Raw genomic sequence first — 15775 nt, forward strand, 5'->3', positions numbered from 1 at the left:
TTTTGTCGCATTGAGATACCAATTCGCAATCAAGAATTGTTCGCGCAACGGCATTGACCGCGGCCTCGCGGCAGATGCGTTGATACAGCGCTTGGCAATCAAGCCAGACATCCGCACTCTCTGCTTCCGTTCAACACAGGCATCGTTGGAGAGTTGAGTGATTATATGTGCAAACTTTGTTATATTTATAAGAAAATTCGATGTTTGAATCTTGAGATTTACTACCGGTCTGTCGTTAGCAAGAACAGCCACTCCGGGTTCGTTCACGCAAAGCTATGAATCGAGAGCAGAGGTCCAACTGCCGGGTCTCAGCCAAAGATATGATTACCGTGCAAACGCTGCGTCGTGCACGAAGAACGTCGCCGTCTCCCTCCCATTCCAGGACTCGGCGCGCAGCCATCCCGCCACGTGCAGGAATGGACGGGCGCGATCTTCCAACGCGGCAGCCAAGGAACTGTCGCCGGCGCGAAACAGAAGAGCCTTGACCGCCGAACGTCCTTCCCCCTCAAGCAGAACGCGCAGGGTTGCGCCGTCTTTGCCTATTCTGTCCGCCCGGACGACCCGCACATGCGTCAGGACCAGCAGCGGCTCTTCATTGCCATTGCCAAAGGGAGCCAGACGACCAAGATCCTTGGCGAGCTCTGTAGTGGCGCCCCCTGAAGTGATCGCCGCGTCTATTTCAAGGGCTGTCGTCGCAGGTCTCTGCGCGGCTGCAACAAGGCGGTCGTTGAGAAAAGTATGGAGGACAGGGATATCTTCCGTAGCCAAACTGAAGCCTGCAGCCATGGCGTGTCCACCGCCGGTCTTTAACAACCCGGCCTCGCGCGCAGCAATGACCGCCGATCCGAGGTCGATACCCGGAACGGATCGGCCGGACCCCTTGACCAAGCCGTCGTCCAGCTCAGCGCCAATCAGAGCAGGGCGATTGAATTTTTCTTTGACCCGCCCGGCGACAATACCGACTACGCCGACATGCCACTCTTTGCTGGCGAGTAAGATGACGGCGCGTCCAGCCGCACATTGCTCTTCGGCTTGCTCCATGGCGCGGTCGAGGATCGAAGCCTCGACGTCCTGTCGCTTGCGATTAATCGCATCCAGCCGCTCAGCGATCCACTGCGCGTCATCTTTATCCTCGCTTAGCAGAAGCCTCAGGCCGAGATCCGCCTCGGCGATACGGCCGCCCGCGTTGATACGCGGTCCCAGCGCGTATCCGCACGAGAACGCCGACGGCGCGCTCTGCACGCCCGCGACCCCGAGAAGCGTCGACAGCCCCAATCGCGCATGTTTACCCATAATCCGAAGGCCCTGCGTGACAAAGGCTCGGTTGAGGCCGATGAGCGGCATGACGTCGCACACAGTGGCGAGCGCGACCAGATCGAGTTGCCTCATCAAATCCGGAGCTGCTCGACCGTCTGCGAACCAGCCACTCCGTCGCAGATCGCGAACCATCGCGACCGCTGTGACGAATGACAGCCCCGCGGCGCACAGTCCGCCCAGCCCTGAAGCGCATTCCGGGCGGTTCGGGTTGATCGTCGCCAGAATCTGTGGCGGCGCGCCTTCGGATTTGTGGTGATCGATCACCACGACGTCCGCGCGGCCGTCCAGACAACTCAGGATATCGCTCGCAGCAGTCCCGCAATCGACGCACACGACCAGACTGGCGCCGCGCTCGAAAAGGGAAAGCAGGGCAGGGGCGTTCGGCCCGTAACCCTCAGTCATACGATCGGGAATATGGGTGTGAACCACACAACCCAATTCACGCAGTACCCCCGCCATCAACGCGGACGCGCAGGCGCCATCCACGTCGTAATCTCCAAAAACGCCGACGGTCTCCCCATCGCGCACTGCGCGGGCGAGACGGGCGGCGCCGACGTCCATGTCGATTACACATGACGGATCAGGCATGAGCGCACGCAAGGTAGGCTCAAGAAAGTCCGACGCCGTAGCCAGCCCCACCTCACGCAACGCCATGATGCGTCCGACGATCTCGGACGTTCCGTAACGCTGCGTGATGGCGGAACCCAGACGCATGACGGCTGGCGCCTCAACGCCGTCACGCCAGCGCCAAGGACGCCCCGAACAGCTTGTCTCAACGCCTAGAGCTGCGGATTGGTCCACACGCTCCTCTGCCGCCAGAACGTCGACTTCAGGCATCACCGGTTTGTCCGCATGTGAAGCGACGTCACGAGACGGATCAGCGCGTGCCCCAGGTTTTCGTAGCGAAGTTATGATGCCCTTCGACGAAACGGAGCGTGCCGGACTTGGAGCGCATCACCAGTGAATGGGTCGTCGCGTGATCGGCGTGACGGCGGATGCCGCGCAGCAGGAACCCGGACGTCACGCCGGTCGCTGAAAACAGAACGTCGCCCGAGGCGAGGTCTGTCAGACCCAGCTTACGGTCAGGGTTTTTGCCCGGGTTCATGGTTACGGCGCGCTCACGCTGGGCGTCGTCTTCGAACAAAAGCCGAGCCTGCATCTGCCCGTTCATACAGCGGACCGCAGCGGCGGCGAGAACGCCCTCGGGAGCGCCGCCGGACCCCGCGTAAATATCGACCGAGCCCTGCGTGAAACAGGCGTCGATAGCAGCGGCTACGTCTCCGTCGGAAATCAGCTTTACACGGGCGCCAGCCTCACGCGTCTTGGCGATCAGTTCGGCATGGCGGTCACGGTCCAGCGCGCACAGGACAATCTCGCCAATATCCTTGCCTCGGGCTTTGGCGAGGTTGCGGATGTTCTCCCCGATCGACGCATCCAGATCGACGACGCCGTCAGGAAGACCTGCACCGACGACGATCTTGTCCATGTAGACGTCCGGGGCGTGAAGAAAATTGCCTTTCTCCGCCAACGCCACGACGGTCAGCGCGTTCGGAAGATCCTTCGCGCAGAGCGTGGTGCCTTCAAGCGGATCGACGGCGATGTCCATGGCCGGGCCACCGGCGCCGACCTTTTCGCCGATATAGAGCATCGGCGCTTCGTCCATTTCGCCTTCGCCAATCACGACCGTGCCATCGATAGCAACGGTGTCGAACGCTGTCCGCATGGCCTCAACGGCAGCGCCGTCAGCTTCGTTCTTGTCGCCTCGGCCGGTCCAGTGCGAGGAGGCGAGCGCCGCGGCTTCGGTCACACGCACCAGTTCGAGCGCGAGATTGCGATCCGAGACGATAAAACTTCCCTTGCGCGTGTCAGCCGACATTCTTCGTTCTCCGAGATGATGTTCTGATTGCGTGGCATGTCGCGCTGCAGGTTGCAAACGCGGGCGCTGCGACCGGGGTCGCTCTCAGCGCGTATGGGCCGGATCGTGACTCGGACATGCGAGTCTCGTCGAGAGTTAGTTTGAGGGAGCCCTTAAACTCCCTCGCTATGGCGCATATCGGTCTTCTTTGCGGCTCCACGTCATAACGACATGCGAAATGACGGCGATCCTAAAATTCGCCCACGGTCTGATCGATGAGTTCTGCAAGCGGGCGGGCGCAAAAAATGCTCCGCTACTCGTAGTAGCGACAGCAGACGTGGCTCAGATGGTCTCAATCCGGATCAGGATCGGAGTTTCCGACACCACCGGTAGAGCTGCGATACGTGTCGTCGCGTCCTGCATACCCGCCTCGCGCGTCGGATGCGTCACCAGGATCAGAGGGACGTCGGCGCCAGCCTCCGCAGCCGGGTGCTGCACCATGCTGTTGAGCGACACGCCGCAATCTCGAAGAATAGCAGTGATGTCAGCGACCACGCCCGCACGATCGGCGACGCTAAGACGCAGATAGAACGCGCCCTCGCGCTCCGAAATCGGACGGCTACGGACCGGTTCCAGTTCCGCCGCGCTTACACCCCACACCGACGCGGGTTTGCCACGCGCCAGATCGATCAAGTCTGCTGCGACAGCGCTAGCCGTCGGTCCGGCGCCGGCGCCGCGTCCTTCGACCATGAGCCGCCCAACGAACGCGCCCTCGGCGATCACCGCGTTGAACACACCGTCCACCTGCGCGACGGGCGAGGTATGCGGCACGAGACACGGCGAGACACGCGCCTCGATCCCGCGTTCGGTCTGTCGCGCCAGTCCCAGCAATTTGATGCGATAGCCGAGCGCCTTCGCCGCGCTCAGGTCCAACGCTCCGATCTGACGGATACCTTCGACGTGCACACTATCGAATTGAACCGGGCGTCCGAACGCGAGGGAGGCTAGGATCGCCAGCTTGTGGGCGGCGTCCACGCCATCAACGTCGGTCGACGGATCCGCCTCCGCGTAGCCCAACGCCTGAGCCTCGGCCAACACGTCTGCGAAATCGCGCCCCGTCTCGCGCATCGCGGTGAGAATATAGTTGCAAGTGCCGTTCAGGATACCGCCAATCCGTAGCAGCCGATCAGCCGCCAACCCTTCGCGCACCGTCTTGATGGCCGGAATGCCGCCTGCGACCGCCGCTTCGTAAAGCAGGGGCGTGGACTGCTTTTCGCTCAGGCGGCCGAGGGCCTCGCCGTGAACGGCGACGAGCGCCTTGTTCGCGGTGACGACCGGCTTGCGATTGGCGAGTGCCGCCTCGACCAGCTCGCGGGCCTTACCCTCTGCGCCGCCGATCAGTTCAACCACCACATCAACGTCCGTATCCGTCGCCAGCCCCGCCGCATCGTCATACCAACGACAGGCGCCGAGATCCACGCCACGGTCACGCGTGCGATCACGCGCCGCTACCGCCGTAATGACGATTGGCCGTCCCGCACGGGCGGTAATCAGCTCGGCGTTGTCACGCAGCAGGATGGCGAGACCAGCGCCGACGGTTCCAAGACCGGCGACGCCAAGGCGCAGCGGCTGCCCGGCGGCGGGCGAGGCGGACAGGGAGGCTCCAGACGTCACGATGCGGTGTTCTCCTCAAGAGCAGCGGATTGGGCGGCCGAGGGCGCGCCGGGTTTGGGTGCGATTCCGTGGGCGGACAGGAAGCCGCGGATGGCGCGCGTGGCCTGCCGCAGGCGCTGCGTGTTTTCGACCAGGCCGATCCGCACAAAGCCTTCGCCATATTCTCCGAAGCCCAGCCCCGGGGCGACCGCGACGCCCGCTTCCTGCAGCAGCAGTTTGGAGAAGGCCACGCTGCCCATGTCGCGGAATTTATCCGGGATCGGCGCCCATGCGAACATTGACCCCTCGGGCGATGGAACGTCCCATCCGGCGGCGTGCAGACCACGCAACAGCACGTCTCGACGCTCCTTGTACAGCGCGCGTATTTCCGCCACGCAGTCCTGCGGGCCGCTGAGGGCGGCGACGGCCGCCACCTGGATCGGGGTGAACGCGCCGTAGTCGAGGTACGACTTGATCCGCGTCAGCGCGCTGACCAGACGGGGATTGCCTGCGGCGAATCCCATGCGCCAGCCCGCCATCGAATAGGTCTTCGAGAGCGAGGTGAATTCGACAGCGATGTCTTTTGCGCCGGGGACGGCGAGGATCGACGGCGGCACGAGATCGCCGAAATAGATTTCTGAGTAGGCGAGATCGGAGAGGATAAAAATTTCTTCACGCCGGGCGAACGCGACGAGCTCCTTGTAGAAATCAAGATCCGCGAGGAACGCCGTGGGGTTCGACGGAAAGTTGACGATCAGCGCGGTCGGTTTCGGAACGGAATGGCGCACCGCCCGATCGAGCGCGCGCAGCATGTCCTCACCCGGATAGGCCGGGATGGAGCGGACTGACGCGCCAGCGATGATGAAACCAAACTGATGAATCGGGTAGGACGGATTCGGAACGAGGATTGTGTCGCCCGGGCTGGTGATCGCCGCAGCGAGGTTCGCGAGCCCCTCCTTCGAGCCGAGCGTCGCGATGACCTCGGTCTCCGGGTCCAGCTTTACGTCGAAGCGGCGCTCGTAATAGCCAGCCAGCGCCTTGCGAAGGCCGGGGATGCCACGGCTGACCGAATAGCGGTGCGAACGTGGATCGGCCACCGTCTCGATCAGCTTCTTGACGATGTGCGGCGGGGTCGGGCTGTCAGGATTGCCCATGCCGAGATCGATGATGTCCTCGCCCCGGGCCCTGGCGGCGGCCTTGGCCTTGTTGACCTCCGCGAAAACGTAAGGCGGAAGGCGACGGATGCGATGGAACTCTTCGGTCATGGCCGGTCTGTCCTGAGGGCTATGGCCCCCTTTCTGTTGCCGTCCAGGCTAAGTGCCGTTCTGGCGGGACCGAGAGGTATAGGAAGCCCCGGCAGGGCAGGCAAGGCGCAGGCGCACGCAGTGGACGTCGCGGCGCAATTTTATACCCCGTATGCGCGCGCCGGGCCTCGGTAAACGTTCCCGCGGAACAACGTGAAAATAGCTCGGGCCCCGCACCTCGTGGGAACCTGCGCGCCCAGACGAAAGTGGCCATAAGGTTGCGCGTGAGAGCAGACCAAACCGCAAGGAAATGAAAAACCTCAGGGAGAAAAAGTTCGTTCTGTGGAGTAACGGGGGGGGGGCGGCCAGCTTAGCGTCGGTTTATGGAGGCGCGGGGTGTCGTCGTGACGGGTGGTCGTCACTAGGAAAAAACTCTAAGGGAACTCGCTACAAATGCAGCGAGACGTGGCGCTCATTGCCAGATCATGGAGTATATGAATGCGCGCAGAACCCCGCCACAAAGCATTAGTAAACGTATCAATGTGGACCGTGTTTTTCGCGTCGCTGATAATTGTATCATTCCATCGGAAACAAGACGTAAATTACGACCAGATTAACTACCATTATTACGTATCCTTCGCGCTTATTCACTGGCGCTACTGGCGTAGACATCGCACCTGCGCAGATAGTTCACACCTATCTTAATCCCCTCATTTACCTCCCGTGGTATGCGGCGACGACACTTGCTGGCCCGAAGTTCGCGACGCTCTTGCAATGTACTGTCCAGTCGACGGTGATCTTCCCGTTGATGGGCGTGGTCCGAATTCTGCTTCCGGATCGAAAGAACGCGTCACGCCTGCCAACCCAAATATTGACGGTCGTGCTCGCTTTGGCCTCGCCCATGCTTTGGTCTGAGGCGGGGACATCATTCGCCGACGCCGCTCTGGCGACGCCAATTGTCGCGTCCCTGTACTTCTACCTGAAGTGGCGCCGCTCGGGGGATGACCGAAATCTGACTCTGTCTGGTCTGTGCCTCGGCGTGGCGGCGGGACTCAAACTTACCTGCGGGATTTACGAACCCGGGCTTCTTCTGATCGGCGTAATGCCCTTCGTTCGAGGTCGCATTTCCTTTCAGACGCTTGCGATGCAACCGATGGCGTTCGTCATAGGACTGCTTGCTTCATCGGGCTGGCTGTTCGCCTTGTGTTTTCTGAAATTTGGAAACCCTGTTTTTCCTTATTTCAACAGCGTCTTCCACGCCGTAGAGGGCGCGAACCGATCATATCGCGATACCGCGTACGTTCCTCATTCCCTGTTGAGCGCCCTGTCATTTCCGCTTCGCTGGGCGCAGGGCGGGTCGATCACGTCCGAACTGTTTTTCCGCGATATTCGCCCCCTCATCGCGCTTGCGTTGATCTGCGCTCTAGGTGTCGGCCTGATCGCGCCGCGGCTGCGGCGCCAGCAGTGCGAACACACTGAGCCACCCGATCTCCTTACCGACGTGATCGCATTCTTCATGGCTTCACTTGTCGTCTGGATGTGCGCATTTTCAATACAGCGTTATTTTTTGCCGGGAGAAATCATCTCAGGCGTCATAATCGGCGCCTGTCTGGACCGACTGTTCTCCGCGCGATTTTCCGTTGCGTTGCTCATCGTGATTGAGGTCGCATCGTTCGCCAGCCTGCGTATCTCCGACTGGGGGCACACGAACTGGCTGCGCACCACATATGATCTGACCATACCGGCGCAATTTCGGGATGCGACCATGGTTTTTATTGCTGGCGAACCATTTGCGTTTGCCGGCACGTTCTTCTCGCCTGACGCGACGTTGGTTGGCATGACAGACTGGGACAACCGCGAGCCGTCGCAGAATTCTCCTTTCACGCGGCAGATTAAAGAGGAGTTGGCGACGGCGGGGGCGAAGCCCGCCGTTATCTCTGCCGGGCCACCATCTCGGACCGCGCTATCAGTTCTCGCCGCCTATGGACTTGAGCTGACCCGGCAATGCGAAAAACTGGGTGGCGTGCACCGTGACGCGCCACTACAGATTTGTCCGCTCTCGAAAGGCGACGCCTCTACAGCGCGGTAAATTACCGCGCCTGATGATGCAAAGAAGACAGATCAGCGACTCATCAGAACCGGCAGCGTCGCATGCTCCAGCACATGACGGGTCACGCCGCCGAGAATGAGCTGACGCAGCCGCGAATGGGAATATGCGCCCATGGCGAGCATATCGGCTTCGAAGTCCTTGCACGCCGCGAGCAGCCCCTTGCCCACATCCCGCTCGACGGGTGCGAACTCCACACGATCGGCCGTGATATTGTGCATCGACAGGTAATCGACGACTTCCCGAGCTTCCGGGCCACGTCGCTGATAGTCTCCGCAATGCAGCACGCGCACGCGCTCTGCGGTGCTCGCCCATGCGATTACGCCACGTAAAGCCGAGGCCGCTTCGGCCGTGCCGTTCCATGCGATGCACACGCGCTTGACCATGTGCGCCATCGGCTCGCGCGGTGCGATGACGGCAGGGCGGCCGCTATCGAACAGCACGGCGTGAAGCGCTTCGGACGAAGACACCTCGTCCCCGCTGTCCGGGTGAGCGACCAGCGTGAAATCTGACAGCCGCGCGTGGAACGGAACGATCTCGCTTTCCGATCCCTTGATGACGTTGAAGCTGACGCTCGCCTCATCCTGCGGGAATGGAATACGCGGCGGGACGACGGCGATGCCTGCATGAGCGGCGAAGGTCTCGAAAACCTCCTGCACTTCGCGTGTGCGCCGCGCGCCCTCGCGCTCCGCCGCCGACATCAGATCCTCGACCATTCCGCCGGTCAGCCCTTCGCCCGCCAGAGGCGCGATGTCGCGCCCGTCGGGACGCACATGCAGCACGGCCAGATGCGCCTTGAATCGCCGTGCGAAATTGCGCCCGATTATCAGGGCGGCGTCCGCATTTCGCACGCTGCTCAGAGGGAGGAGAATTTTGCTGACCTGTTTCATGGCGACCTCTCGCTTGGCGCGGATGTTCGAATGGCCAGTCATCGCCGCGCAAGGGCGGCGGTTCCCGGAACACAAGGAAGGACCAGAGAGCTGCGCCCGGCATGATTGAAGAGCGCGTCCGATTGCCTCCTGTCGGGCGAGTATACGGCTTTTCGCTCCCTAAACGCCATGCCGGAGACGTCGTTGCGTGGAAACGCGTAGTCTCAGGGGTAAAGGCGGGTGACGCTCCACCCGGCGTCCGACGCAACCCATATCGCGCGATCATGCAGCCGAAAGGGACGGTCCTGCCAGAATTCAAACCGGTCCGGGGTCAGGCGAAAACCCGACCAATTGGCTGGCCGGGGTACCGGCTGGCCTTGGTACTTCTCCTCGACGGCGTGGATGCGCTCTTCAAAAATCGAGCGATCGGAAAGGGGCCGGGATTGGTCGGACGCGATGGCGCCGATCTGCGACATACGTCGGCGGCTGGCGAAATAGGCGTCGGCTTCTTCCGTGCTGACGGGTGAGATCGAGCCTTCGATGCGAATCTGTCGCCTTAGAGTCTTCCAATGAAACAGCAGCGCGGCGAAAGGCGTCGCAGTCAGTTCAGCCGCCTTTCGGCTTTCAAGATTCGTGTAGAAAGTGAAACCGGAGCGATCGACGCCCTTGAGGAGAATGATCCGCGCGTCCGGCCGTCCATCCGCAGTAACCGTGGCCAGCGTCATGGCGTTCGGGTCGTTCGGTTCCGACGCTTCAGCGTCCGTCATCCAGAGCGCGAAAAAGTCGAATGGATCGGCGTCGAGGTCGATAAGGGGAGACGCGTCGCTCTGTGTCATCACTAGGGGCCTCGTATTGTCGGGGTGTCTCGCATCATCGCGTGTTTGTCATGCTTTCACGCGTTCGAACGCATCTTCCACTGTGTTTTCGCGCAGGGCGGAGATGCGTTTGCGTTTCTCGACTTGTTCCCAAGCGTATGTTGTGCAACGACCCGTCCGGTTTTGTCACCTCCTTAGCTGAACGGGGAGCCTCTCATGTCAGACGCCGCAGATACATCGTCGGTGGAAGATGGCCCGGTAAAGGGCGACCTAATGCGCGGCAAGCGCGGCGTCGTCATGGGTGTCGCCAACGATCGCTCGATCGCCTGGGCGATCGCCGCCGCAGTAGCCGCGCAGGGAGGCGAGATCGCCTTCACCTATCAGGGCGAGGCTCTGGGCAAGCGTGTGCGCCCGCTTGCTGAAAGCATCGGCGCGACGCTGGTTCTGCCCTGCGACGTCAGCGACGACGCCGCGATCGACGAGACCTTCTCACTCATCGAGAAGGAGTGGGGGAAGATCGACTTCGTAGTCCATGCCATCGGCTGGGCCGACAAGCAGTATCTACGCGGCCGTTATCTCGACACGCCCCGCGACGCATTCCTGACGGCGCTCGATATCTCCTGCTACTCTTTCACGGCTGTCGCGCGCCGCGCAGCAGCGATGATGAATCCAAGCGGTTCGCTTCTGACGCTGTCTTATCTCGGCGCCGAACGCGTGATGCCGCATTACAATGTTATGGGCGTCGCCAAAGCGGCCCTTGAGGCGTCAGTGCGCTATATGGCGGCTGATCTCGGCGCTGATGGCATTCGCGTAAATGCGATTTCCGCCGGTCCGATCAAGACGTTGGCGGCGAGCGGCATCGGCGATTTCCGCTACATTTTAAAGTGGAATCAATACAATGCCCCGCTTGAGCGCAATGTGTCGTTGAGCGAAGTCGGCGGCGCCGGTCTCTACATGCTGTCCGCACTCTCGGGCGGCGTGACGGGCGAAGTCCATCATGTCGATTCAGGTTATCACATCGTTGGCATGAAAAACCCGAAAGCGCCCGATATCTCGGTCGTCGGCGAATAGCGCAGAGAACGCGGCGAGGGCAGGGACGATATGTCGCATAACAGCTTCGGTCATCTATTTCGTGTGACCACCTGGGGCGAAAGTCACGGCCCTTCGATTGGCTGTGTCGTGGACGGCTGTCCACCGCGTCTCGCCCTGAGCGAAGCCGACATCCAACCATTCCTCGACCGCCGCCGCCCCGGGCAATCCGCGTTCACTACGCAGCGTCGTGAACCCGATGAAGTGCGTATCTGCTCCGGTGTGTTCGAAGGCGTGACGACCGGGACGCCCATATCTCTAATCATCGAGAACACCGATCAGCGATCGAAAGATTACGGCGAAATAGCCAACACTTATCGCCCCGGTCACGCCGATGTCGTCTACGACATGAAATATGGCGTAAGGGACTATCGCGGCGGCGGGCGATCGTCCGCCCGAGAGACGGCCATGCGCGTGGCCGCGGGCGCCATAGCGCGCCGCGTCCTTGGCGGCGGCGTCGTGATCCGCGCTGCCTTAACGCAGATCGGCGAACATACGATCGACCGCTCCCGTTGGGACTGGGATGAAGTGAGCCGAAACCCGTTCTTCGCTCCGGATGCAGCCATTGTCCCCGTATGGGAGGAATATTTATCCGCCATACGCAAGGCTGGTTCCTCCGTTGGCGCGACCATAGAGGTTGTCGTAGAGGGCGCTCCAGCCGGGCTCGGAGCGCCGATCTATGGCAAGCTGGACGCCGACATCGCATCTGCGTTGATGAGCATCAACGCCGTCAAGGGCGTCGAGATCGGAGACGGTTTCGCTGTCGCAGGATACACCGGCCCGCAAAATGCCGATGCCATGCGCATGAGCGGCAATCACATCGCATTCGAGAGCAATCATGCCGGCGGAATTCTCGGCGGCATATCGACGGGTCAACCGATTGTCGCGCGCTTCGCCGTGAAGCCTACCAGTTCCATGCTGACGCCCGTGCCGTCAGTAAACCGGCAGGGCGAAGAGGTCGACGTTGTGACAAAGGGCCGGCATGATCCGTGCGTAGGCATTCGTGCGGCACCCGTGGGAGAGGCCATGATGGCCTGCGTGCTGGCGGATCACCTGCTTCGACACCGAGGACAGAACGGAGCTTAGGTCCGACTTTTCCCATCTATTTCATCATGATGGGTCCAGTTTAGCAGAAGCTGCCATACCAAACGCGGTGACGGGCTTTTTCCGGGCATGATGAATCTTGGGACCGGCCCCAGAGAGGCTTACGCGCTTCGGACGCCGGTTTCGAAAAAATGCATGGGGCTAAATCTCGACCTCTCAGCGAGAAGGGCCGTCTCGTCGCCGGAAATTGCCGGGCTGAACAAATAACCCTGCACCTGAGTGCAGCCGTAACGTCTCAGCGCGTCGAGTTGGCTTCTTGTCTCGACACCCTCCGCCGTGACGACAACTCCGAGTTCGGACGCAAGCTCTATAACAGAACGCACAATAGCGGCCGAACGCCTGTCATGATTCATATCTCGAATAAAGCCCATATCGAGCTTCAGCTTATAAAAATTGAACTCCTTGAGAAATCCAAGCGACGAATACCCGCGCCCGAAATCGTCGAGCGCAAGCTTGATTCCCATATCAGAAAGACCGTGCAGCACACCGGCGCAGGTGCTGTTGACATCCATGAAGATGCTCTCCGTCACTTCGAGCTCAAGCCTCGCAGGCGGCAATCCGGTTTTTTTCAGGATTGTCTGCAAAGTGAGGAGGAAATCCGGGGCGTGAAGCTGCCCCACGGAAACGTTTACCGCGACCGTGAGATCCGTTGGCCATGAAACCGCCGTCCGGCAGGCCTGCTCAAGCAGATAGTTACCGAGTTCGCAGATCAATCCGGTTTCTTCCGCCAACAGGATGAAGCGATCCGGGGGCACAAAACTACCATCGGGCCGCGGCCAACGAGCCAAGGCTTCGAAACCGACAAGAGCTAAGGTCCTGGCGTCGATCAATGGCTGGTAAGCAAGAATTATTTCCCGCCTGGTAACGGCTTCACGGAACTGTCCCAGAAGCAGGCGACGCTGCTCAATCTGCCCGCTCATTGAACTCTCAAAGCAGGACCACGTATTTTTTCCGGCTTGCTTGGCGTTATACATCGCGAGATCTGCGGCATCGAGTATTGACTCGACGCTGTCACCACTTAGCGGCGCCAGCGCCAAGCCTACGCTGACATGCACGAGCACGTCCTGGTCGGACAGTTTTACGGGCTCCGAAAATAGATCAACGATGTCTTGCGCCACGCGGATCGCTTCAGGGGGATCTATGTCCTGAAGGAGTAAGGCAAATTCATCGCCACCAAATCTTGCAACAGACGCGCCGTCTCCACCCACACGCGCAAGTCGGGCCGCCGCAACCCGAAGCACGGCGTCTCCGGCATTGTGGCCCAACCTGTCATTGACCCGTTTAAATTCGTCTAGGTCGACAAGATAGAACGCAAAAGTCCGCCCCGTGCGCCCGAGATCGCTCAACGCATTGCGTAAGGCCTCATTCAACGCGTGGCGATTGGGTATGCCCGTTACTGCGTCGTTACGCGCCTGATGCGCTTCTTCAAATCGCTCCGTAAATGTGTCTGTCACATCGTAAGCCAGACCACGAAACCCGCAATAATTTTGATGATCATCAAACATCGGGCGGCCTGTAAATGACCACAAAGCGACCGTATCATTCACTTTCAGTGGCACAACAATATCGCGAAATGAAATTGATTCATTTAAACAATTTACCATATGCGTGAAATCGACAAATTTCTTGGAAATTGGGCCACGGATTTCATTCGCAGAATTTATGTATTTTCCTTTTAAATCATTAAGGAAATTGTGAGGCATCCCTAACGCGGGCTTCCAGTCAAAAATATGCGCCAGATCCGGGGACAGAAATGAAACCGCTCCATTCCGGTCAGTTTCCCACAAACTCCAGATTTCTCCAGCGTCGCTTCGACCGGAAAGCAACTGCAAAGTTGAGCGCTGCTCCTGCGTCTCAAGGCGATAAAGAGTGATTTTGTCGAGAAGACGTCTTACCTGCACGGTAACGGAGCCGATAAAGAGCCCGTATATGACAAGACATCCAAACAACGCGAACCAATCTTTGCCGCCAAGTGAAAGAAGCGTGTAAGCGGAAGCGGTTCCAAGCGGGATCGTCAGACACTCGGCCATTCCAGCAATAGGTACAAACGCCAGCGCCGTGGCGATAAGGCCCGCACAGGTGCATGCGACAATAACTTTTTGATGCGGGGGGGCTGGAGAGAAGAGCGTAAGTGGCATCGTCGCCCACATGACGCCAAGACACAGCCCCAAGCCAACAAACGCCAGTCTCATAAGACGTAAATTTTTGTACTGACGGCGCGTTGAGAGGTATCTGCCAACAACCAGTGATACGAGAATCTGAAGAAAGGCAACCAACTCGACACCGCCGAACAGAAAAGTTCGATACGCATCGGAGGCCGTCCCTGACGTCCCGAACAGCAACATGCCCACAACGAGAGCGCTGGTCAGACTACCCCATGGGGTGAGATCGCACGCATAACGGATACGCTGGAGATCAAGCTCCATTCTGTAACGAGACGGAGATGAGTTGAAGCCAGAAAGAGAAAACCAGCGCTCGATGAAGCCACGGAAGAAAATTTGACGATATCCTTTGCTCTAAGGCCACGAGTATTCCGAGGAATGCGTCTTCCGATCGCCCCGGAACAGCAAGCTCAACCGTCCCTAGCGCAAGAGTAAAGCGTATTGGTAAAAAAATCACCAATACGCTTCGCATCGTCTTGATCTTACAACGAAACGTCGAACAAAGACAGAGGTTTCGTGATACTACATTGTTACAACGTTATTTTTTCTATGAATATCAAAAACTAGACACTCTCCAACGTCAGCACGCGCCCAACATCCGCAGCAGCTTCGCCAAATAATTTCTCGCAACGCCGAATGTGAGAGAAAAGAGCGGCCCCGACGACTGCTGTATCCGTCGAAGGGTGATACGCGCGAGCAAGATCCTCATCGATCTCCAGATGCGACGGGCCTTCGTGCTCGTCCATCAGGTGAGCCAGCCCCCAGACCCAACGTCCCGAGGAAAATTTACTATTGAAGGCAGGCGAGTGACAGAGATACGCTGACAACTCTTCGGCGATATATTCGGTTCCAGCAAGCCAACAGAAAAATTCGACCTCATCGTCTGAATTCGCGCTTTCAAGGAGCGCAGCGACGCCGGGGACCACAGAGCTTTCGTCCAAATCCACACCGATCTCTTCCGCCGCGCGGCGCCAAAGAAGGGCATGGGATCCTTCCTCGTCCTTCATTTCCCGGACGGCTTCCCGTGCTTCGTTGAAGAACGCGCGTACACGACTTTGTCCGAAACGTTGCACCAGGGGTCTGGTCGGCATTCGTCCGACGCGGGCGTCGATCGCAATCTCAAAGGCCTTTACGAACGGCCAAAATCCAACCAGCAGGGCCCTTATCGAATTGACATCTCCTTCGGCGCAACCCCGGATCAAGTTCGAGCCATACACCTCTTCACGTGCGTGGACGCGGAGTGCTCCACGATCGACAATTTCCTCGGCGAAAAGAAGAGCATACATTTTGAGTTTCCTTGAAAATGACGCTCCCGAATGGGAGACGAGCAATCCTAGAATTTAAATCGAAATAAAATCCACATAAATAAAACAATATCTTGTATTAATTGCATGCGTGTAGTTATATTATTTAATAAATATAGAATTGATATTTTTTTGTCTTATATTTAACTGTTTATTACTTATAAATAAACATTCAAATTGTGGGCAACGTGTGGCCACGTTAGAGCCTGTTTGGAAAATCGGTCTGATGTGATTCAAGCTCTGGATGTGGACGCCA

Annotated in this window: 11 protein-coding genes; 3 read left to right on the top strand and 8 right to left on the bottom strand. The window is 59.2% G+C overall.

Annotation, left to right across the window (positions count from 1 at the left end):
* Positions 1-324 precede the first annotated feature (324 nt).
* The 4 genes from recJ to J2D73_RS07340 form a co-directional block, all read right to left on the bottom strand.
* Entirely contained in the window at positions 325-2154 is a 1830-nt protein-coding gene (gene recJ / locus J2D73_RS07325) for a single-stranded-DNA-specific exonuclease RecJ (protein ID WP_207880888.1), read from the bottom strand.
* Between the two features lie 40 nt (positions 2155-2194).
* Positions 2195-3193 (bottom strand): class II fructose-bisphosphatase, encoded by a 999-nt coding sequence (gene glpX, locus J2D73_RS07330; RefSeq protein WP_026398729.1) that lies wholly within the window; start codon positions 3191-3193, stop codon positions 2195-2197.
* A 321-nt stretch (positions 3194-3514) separates the two neighbouring features.
* A complete protein-coding gene (locus J2D73_RS07335) occupies positions 3515-4846 on the bottom strand; it encodes a homoserine dehydrogenase (protein WP_341535044.1) in 1332 nt (443 codons plus the stop codon).
* On the bottom strand, positions 4843-6090 hold the full coding sequence (locus tag J2D73_RS07340) for an LL-diaminopimelate aminotransferase (protein ID WP_207880890.1): 1248 nt from the start codon (positions 6088-6090) through the stop codon (positions 4843-4845). Before J2D73_RS07340 ends, J2D73_RS07335 begins: the two co-directional genes overlap by 4 nt.
* Positions 6091-6754: 664 nt before the next feature.
* Between J2D73_RS07340 and J2D73_RS07345 the strand changes: the two genes are divergently transcribed.
* Positions 6755-8158, top strand: coding sequence for a glycosyltransferase 87 family protein (locus tag J2D73_RS07345; protein WP_341535045.1), 1404 nt, complete (start codon positions 6755-6757; stop codon positions 8156-8158).
* A 32-nt stretch (positions 8159-8190) separates the two neighbouring features.
* Here the strand turns inward: J2D73_RS07345 and J2D73_RS07350 are convergent, their stop codons facing one another.
* Together J2D73_RS07350 and pdxH are read right to left on the bottom strand one after the other, a co-directional pair.
* Positions 8191-9066 (bottom strand): universal stress protein, encoded by an 876-nt coding sequence (locus J2D73_RS07350; protein ID WP_026398725.1) that lies wholly within the window; start codon positions 9064-9066, stop codon positions 8191-8193.
* A gap of 203 nt (positions 9067-9269) precedes the next feature.
* Entirely contained in the window at positions 9270-9881 is a 612-nt protein-coding gene (gene pdxH, locus J2D73_RS07355; RefSeq protein WP_207880892.1) for a pyridoxamine 5'-phosphate oxidase, read from the bottom strand.
* A gap of 195 nt (positions 9882-10076) precedes the next feature.
* Here pdxH and fabI point away from each other — a divergent pair, with 195 nt between their 5' ends.
* On the top strand, positions 10077-10931 hold the full coding sequence (gene fabI / locus J2D73_RS07360; RefSeq protein WP_207880894.1) for an enoyl-ACP reductase FabI: 855 nt from the start codon (positions 10077-10079) through the stop codon (positions 10929-10931).
* A gap of 30 nt (positions 10932-10961) precedes the next feature.
* Positions 10962-12035, top strand: a complete 1074-nt coding sequence (gene aroC / locus J2D73_RS07365; protein WP_207880900.1) for a chorismate synthase — start codon at positions 10962-10964, stop codon at positions 12033-12035.
* Positions 12036-12154: 119 nt separating this feature from the next.
* Here the strand turns inward: aroC and J2D73_RS07370 are convergent, their stop codons facing one another.
* Together J2D73_RS07370 and J2D73_RS07375 are read right to left on the bottom strand one after the other, a co-directional pair.
* A complete protein-coding gene (locus J2D73_RS07370; RefSeq protein ID WP_207880902.1) occupies positions 12155-14479 on the bottom strand; it encodes a putative bifunctional diguanylate cyclase/phosphodiesterase in 2325 nt (774 codons plus the stop codon).
* 299 nt (positions 14480-14778) lie between these two features.
* The gene (locus J2D73_RS07375; RefSeq protein WP_207880904.1) at positions 14779-15501 is read right to left on the bottom strand and encodes a hypothetical protein; all 723 of its coding nucleotides are present in this window, start codon (positions 15499-15501) and stop codon (positions 14779-14781) included.
* Between the last annotated feature and the right edge of the window lie 274 nt (positions 15502-15775).

This window comes from Acetobacter sacchari (assembly GCF_017377715.1).
GTDB classification, from domain to species: Bacteria; Pseudomonadota; Alphaproteobacteria; order Acetobacterales; family Acetobacteraceae; genus Acetobacter; species Acetobacter sacchari.

Excerpts from the sequence above, each read along its gene's own strand:
- J2D73_RS07350 (WP_026398725.1), bottom strand. The coding sequence starts at position 9,066 with ATGAAACAGGTCAGCAAAATTCTCCTCCCTCTGAGCAGCGTGCGAAAT.
- J2D73_RS07370 (WP_207880902.1), bottom strand. The coding sequence starts at position 14,479 with ATGGAGCTTGATCTCCAGCGTATCCGTTATGCGTGCGATCTCACCCCA.
- fabI (WP_207880894.1), top strand. The coding sequence starts at position 10,077 with ATGTCAGACGCCGCAGATACATCGTCGGTGGAAGATGGCCCGGTAAAG.
- J2D73_RS07375 (WP_207880904.1), bottom strand. The coding sequence starts at position 15,501 with ATGTATGCTCTTCTTTTCGCCGAGGAAATTGTCGATCGTGGAGCACTC.
- pdxH (WP_207880892.1), bottom strand. The coding sequence starts at position 9,881 with ATGACACAGAGCGACGCGTCTCCCCTTATCGACCTCGACGCCGATCCA.
- recJ (WP_207880888.1), bottom strand. The coding sequence starts at position 2,154 with ATGCCTGAAGTCGACGTTCTGGCGGCAGAGGAGCGTGTGGACCAATCC.
- glpX (WP_026398729.1), bottom strand. The coding sequence starts at position 3,193 with ATGTCGGCTGACACGCGCAAGGGAAGTTTTATCGTCTCGGATCGCAAT.
- aroC (WP_207880900.1), top strand. The coding sequence starts at position 10,962 with ATGTCGCATAACAGCTTCGGTCATCTATTTCGTGTGACCACCTGGGGC.
- J2D73_RS07340 (WP_207880890.1), bottom strand. The coding sequence starts at position 6,090 with ATGACCGAAGAGTTCCATCGCATCCGTCGCCTTCCGCCTTACGTTTTC.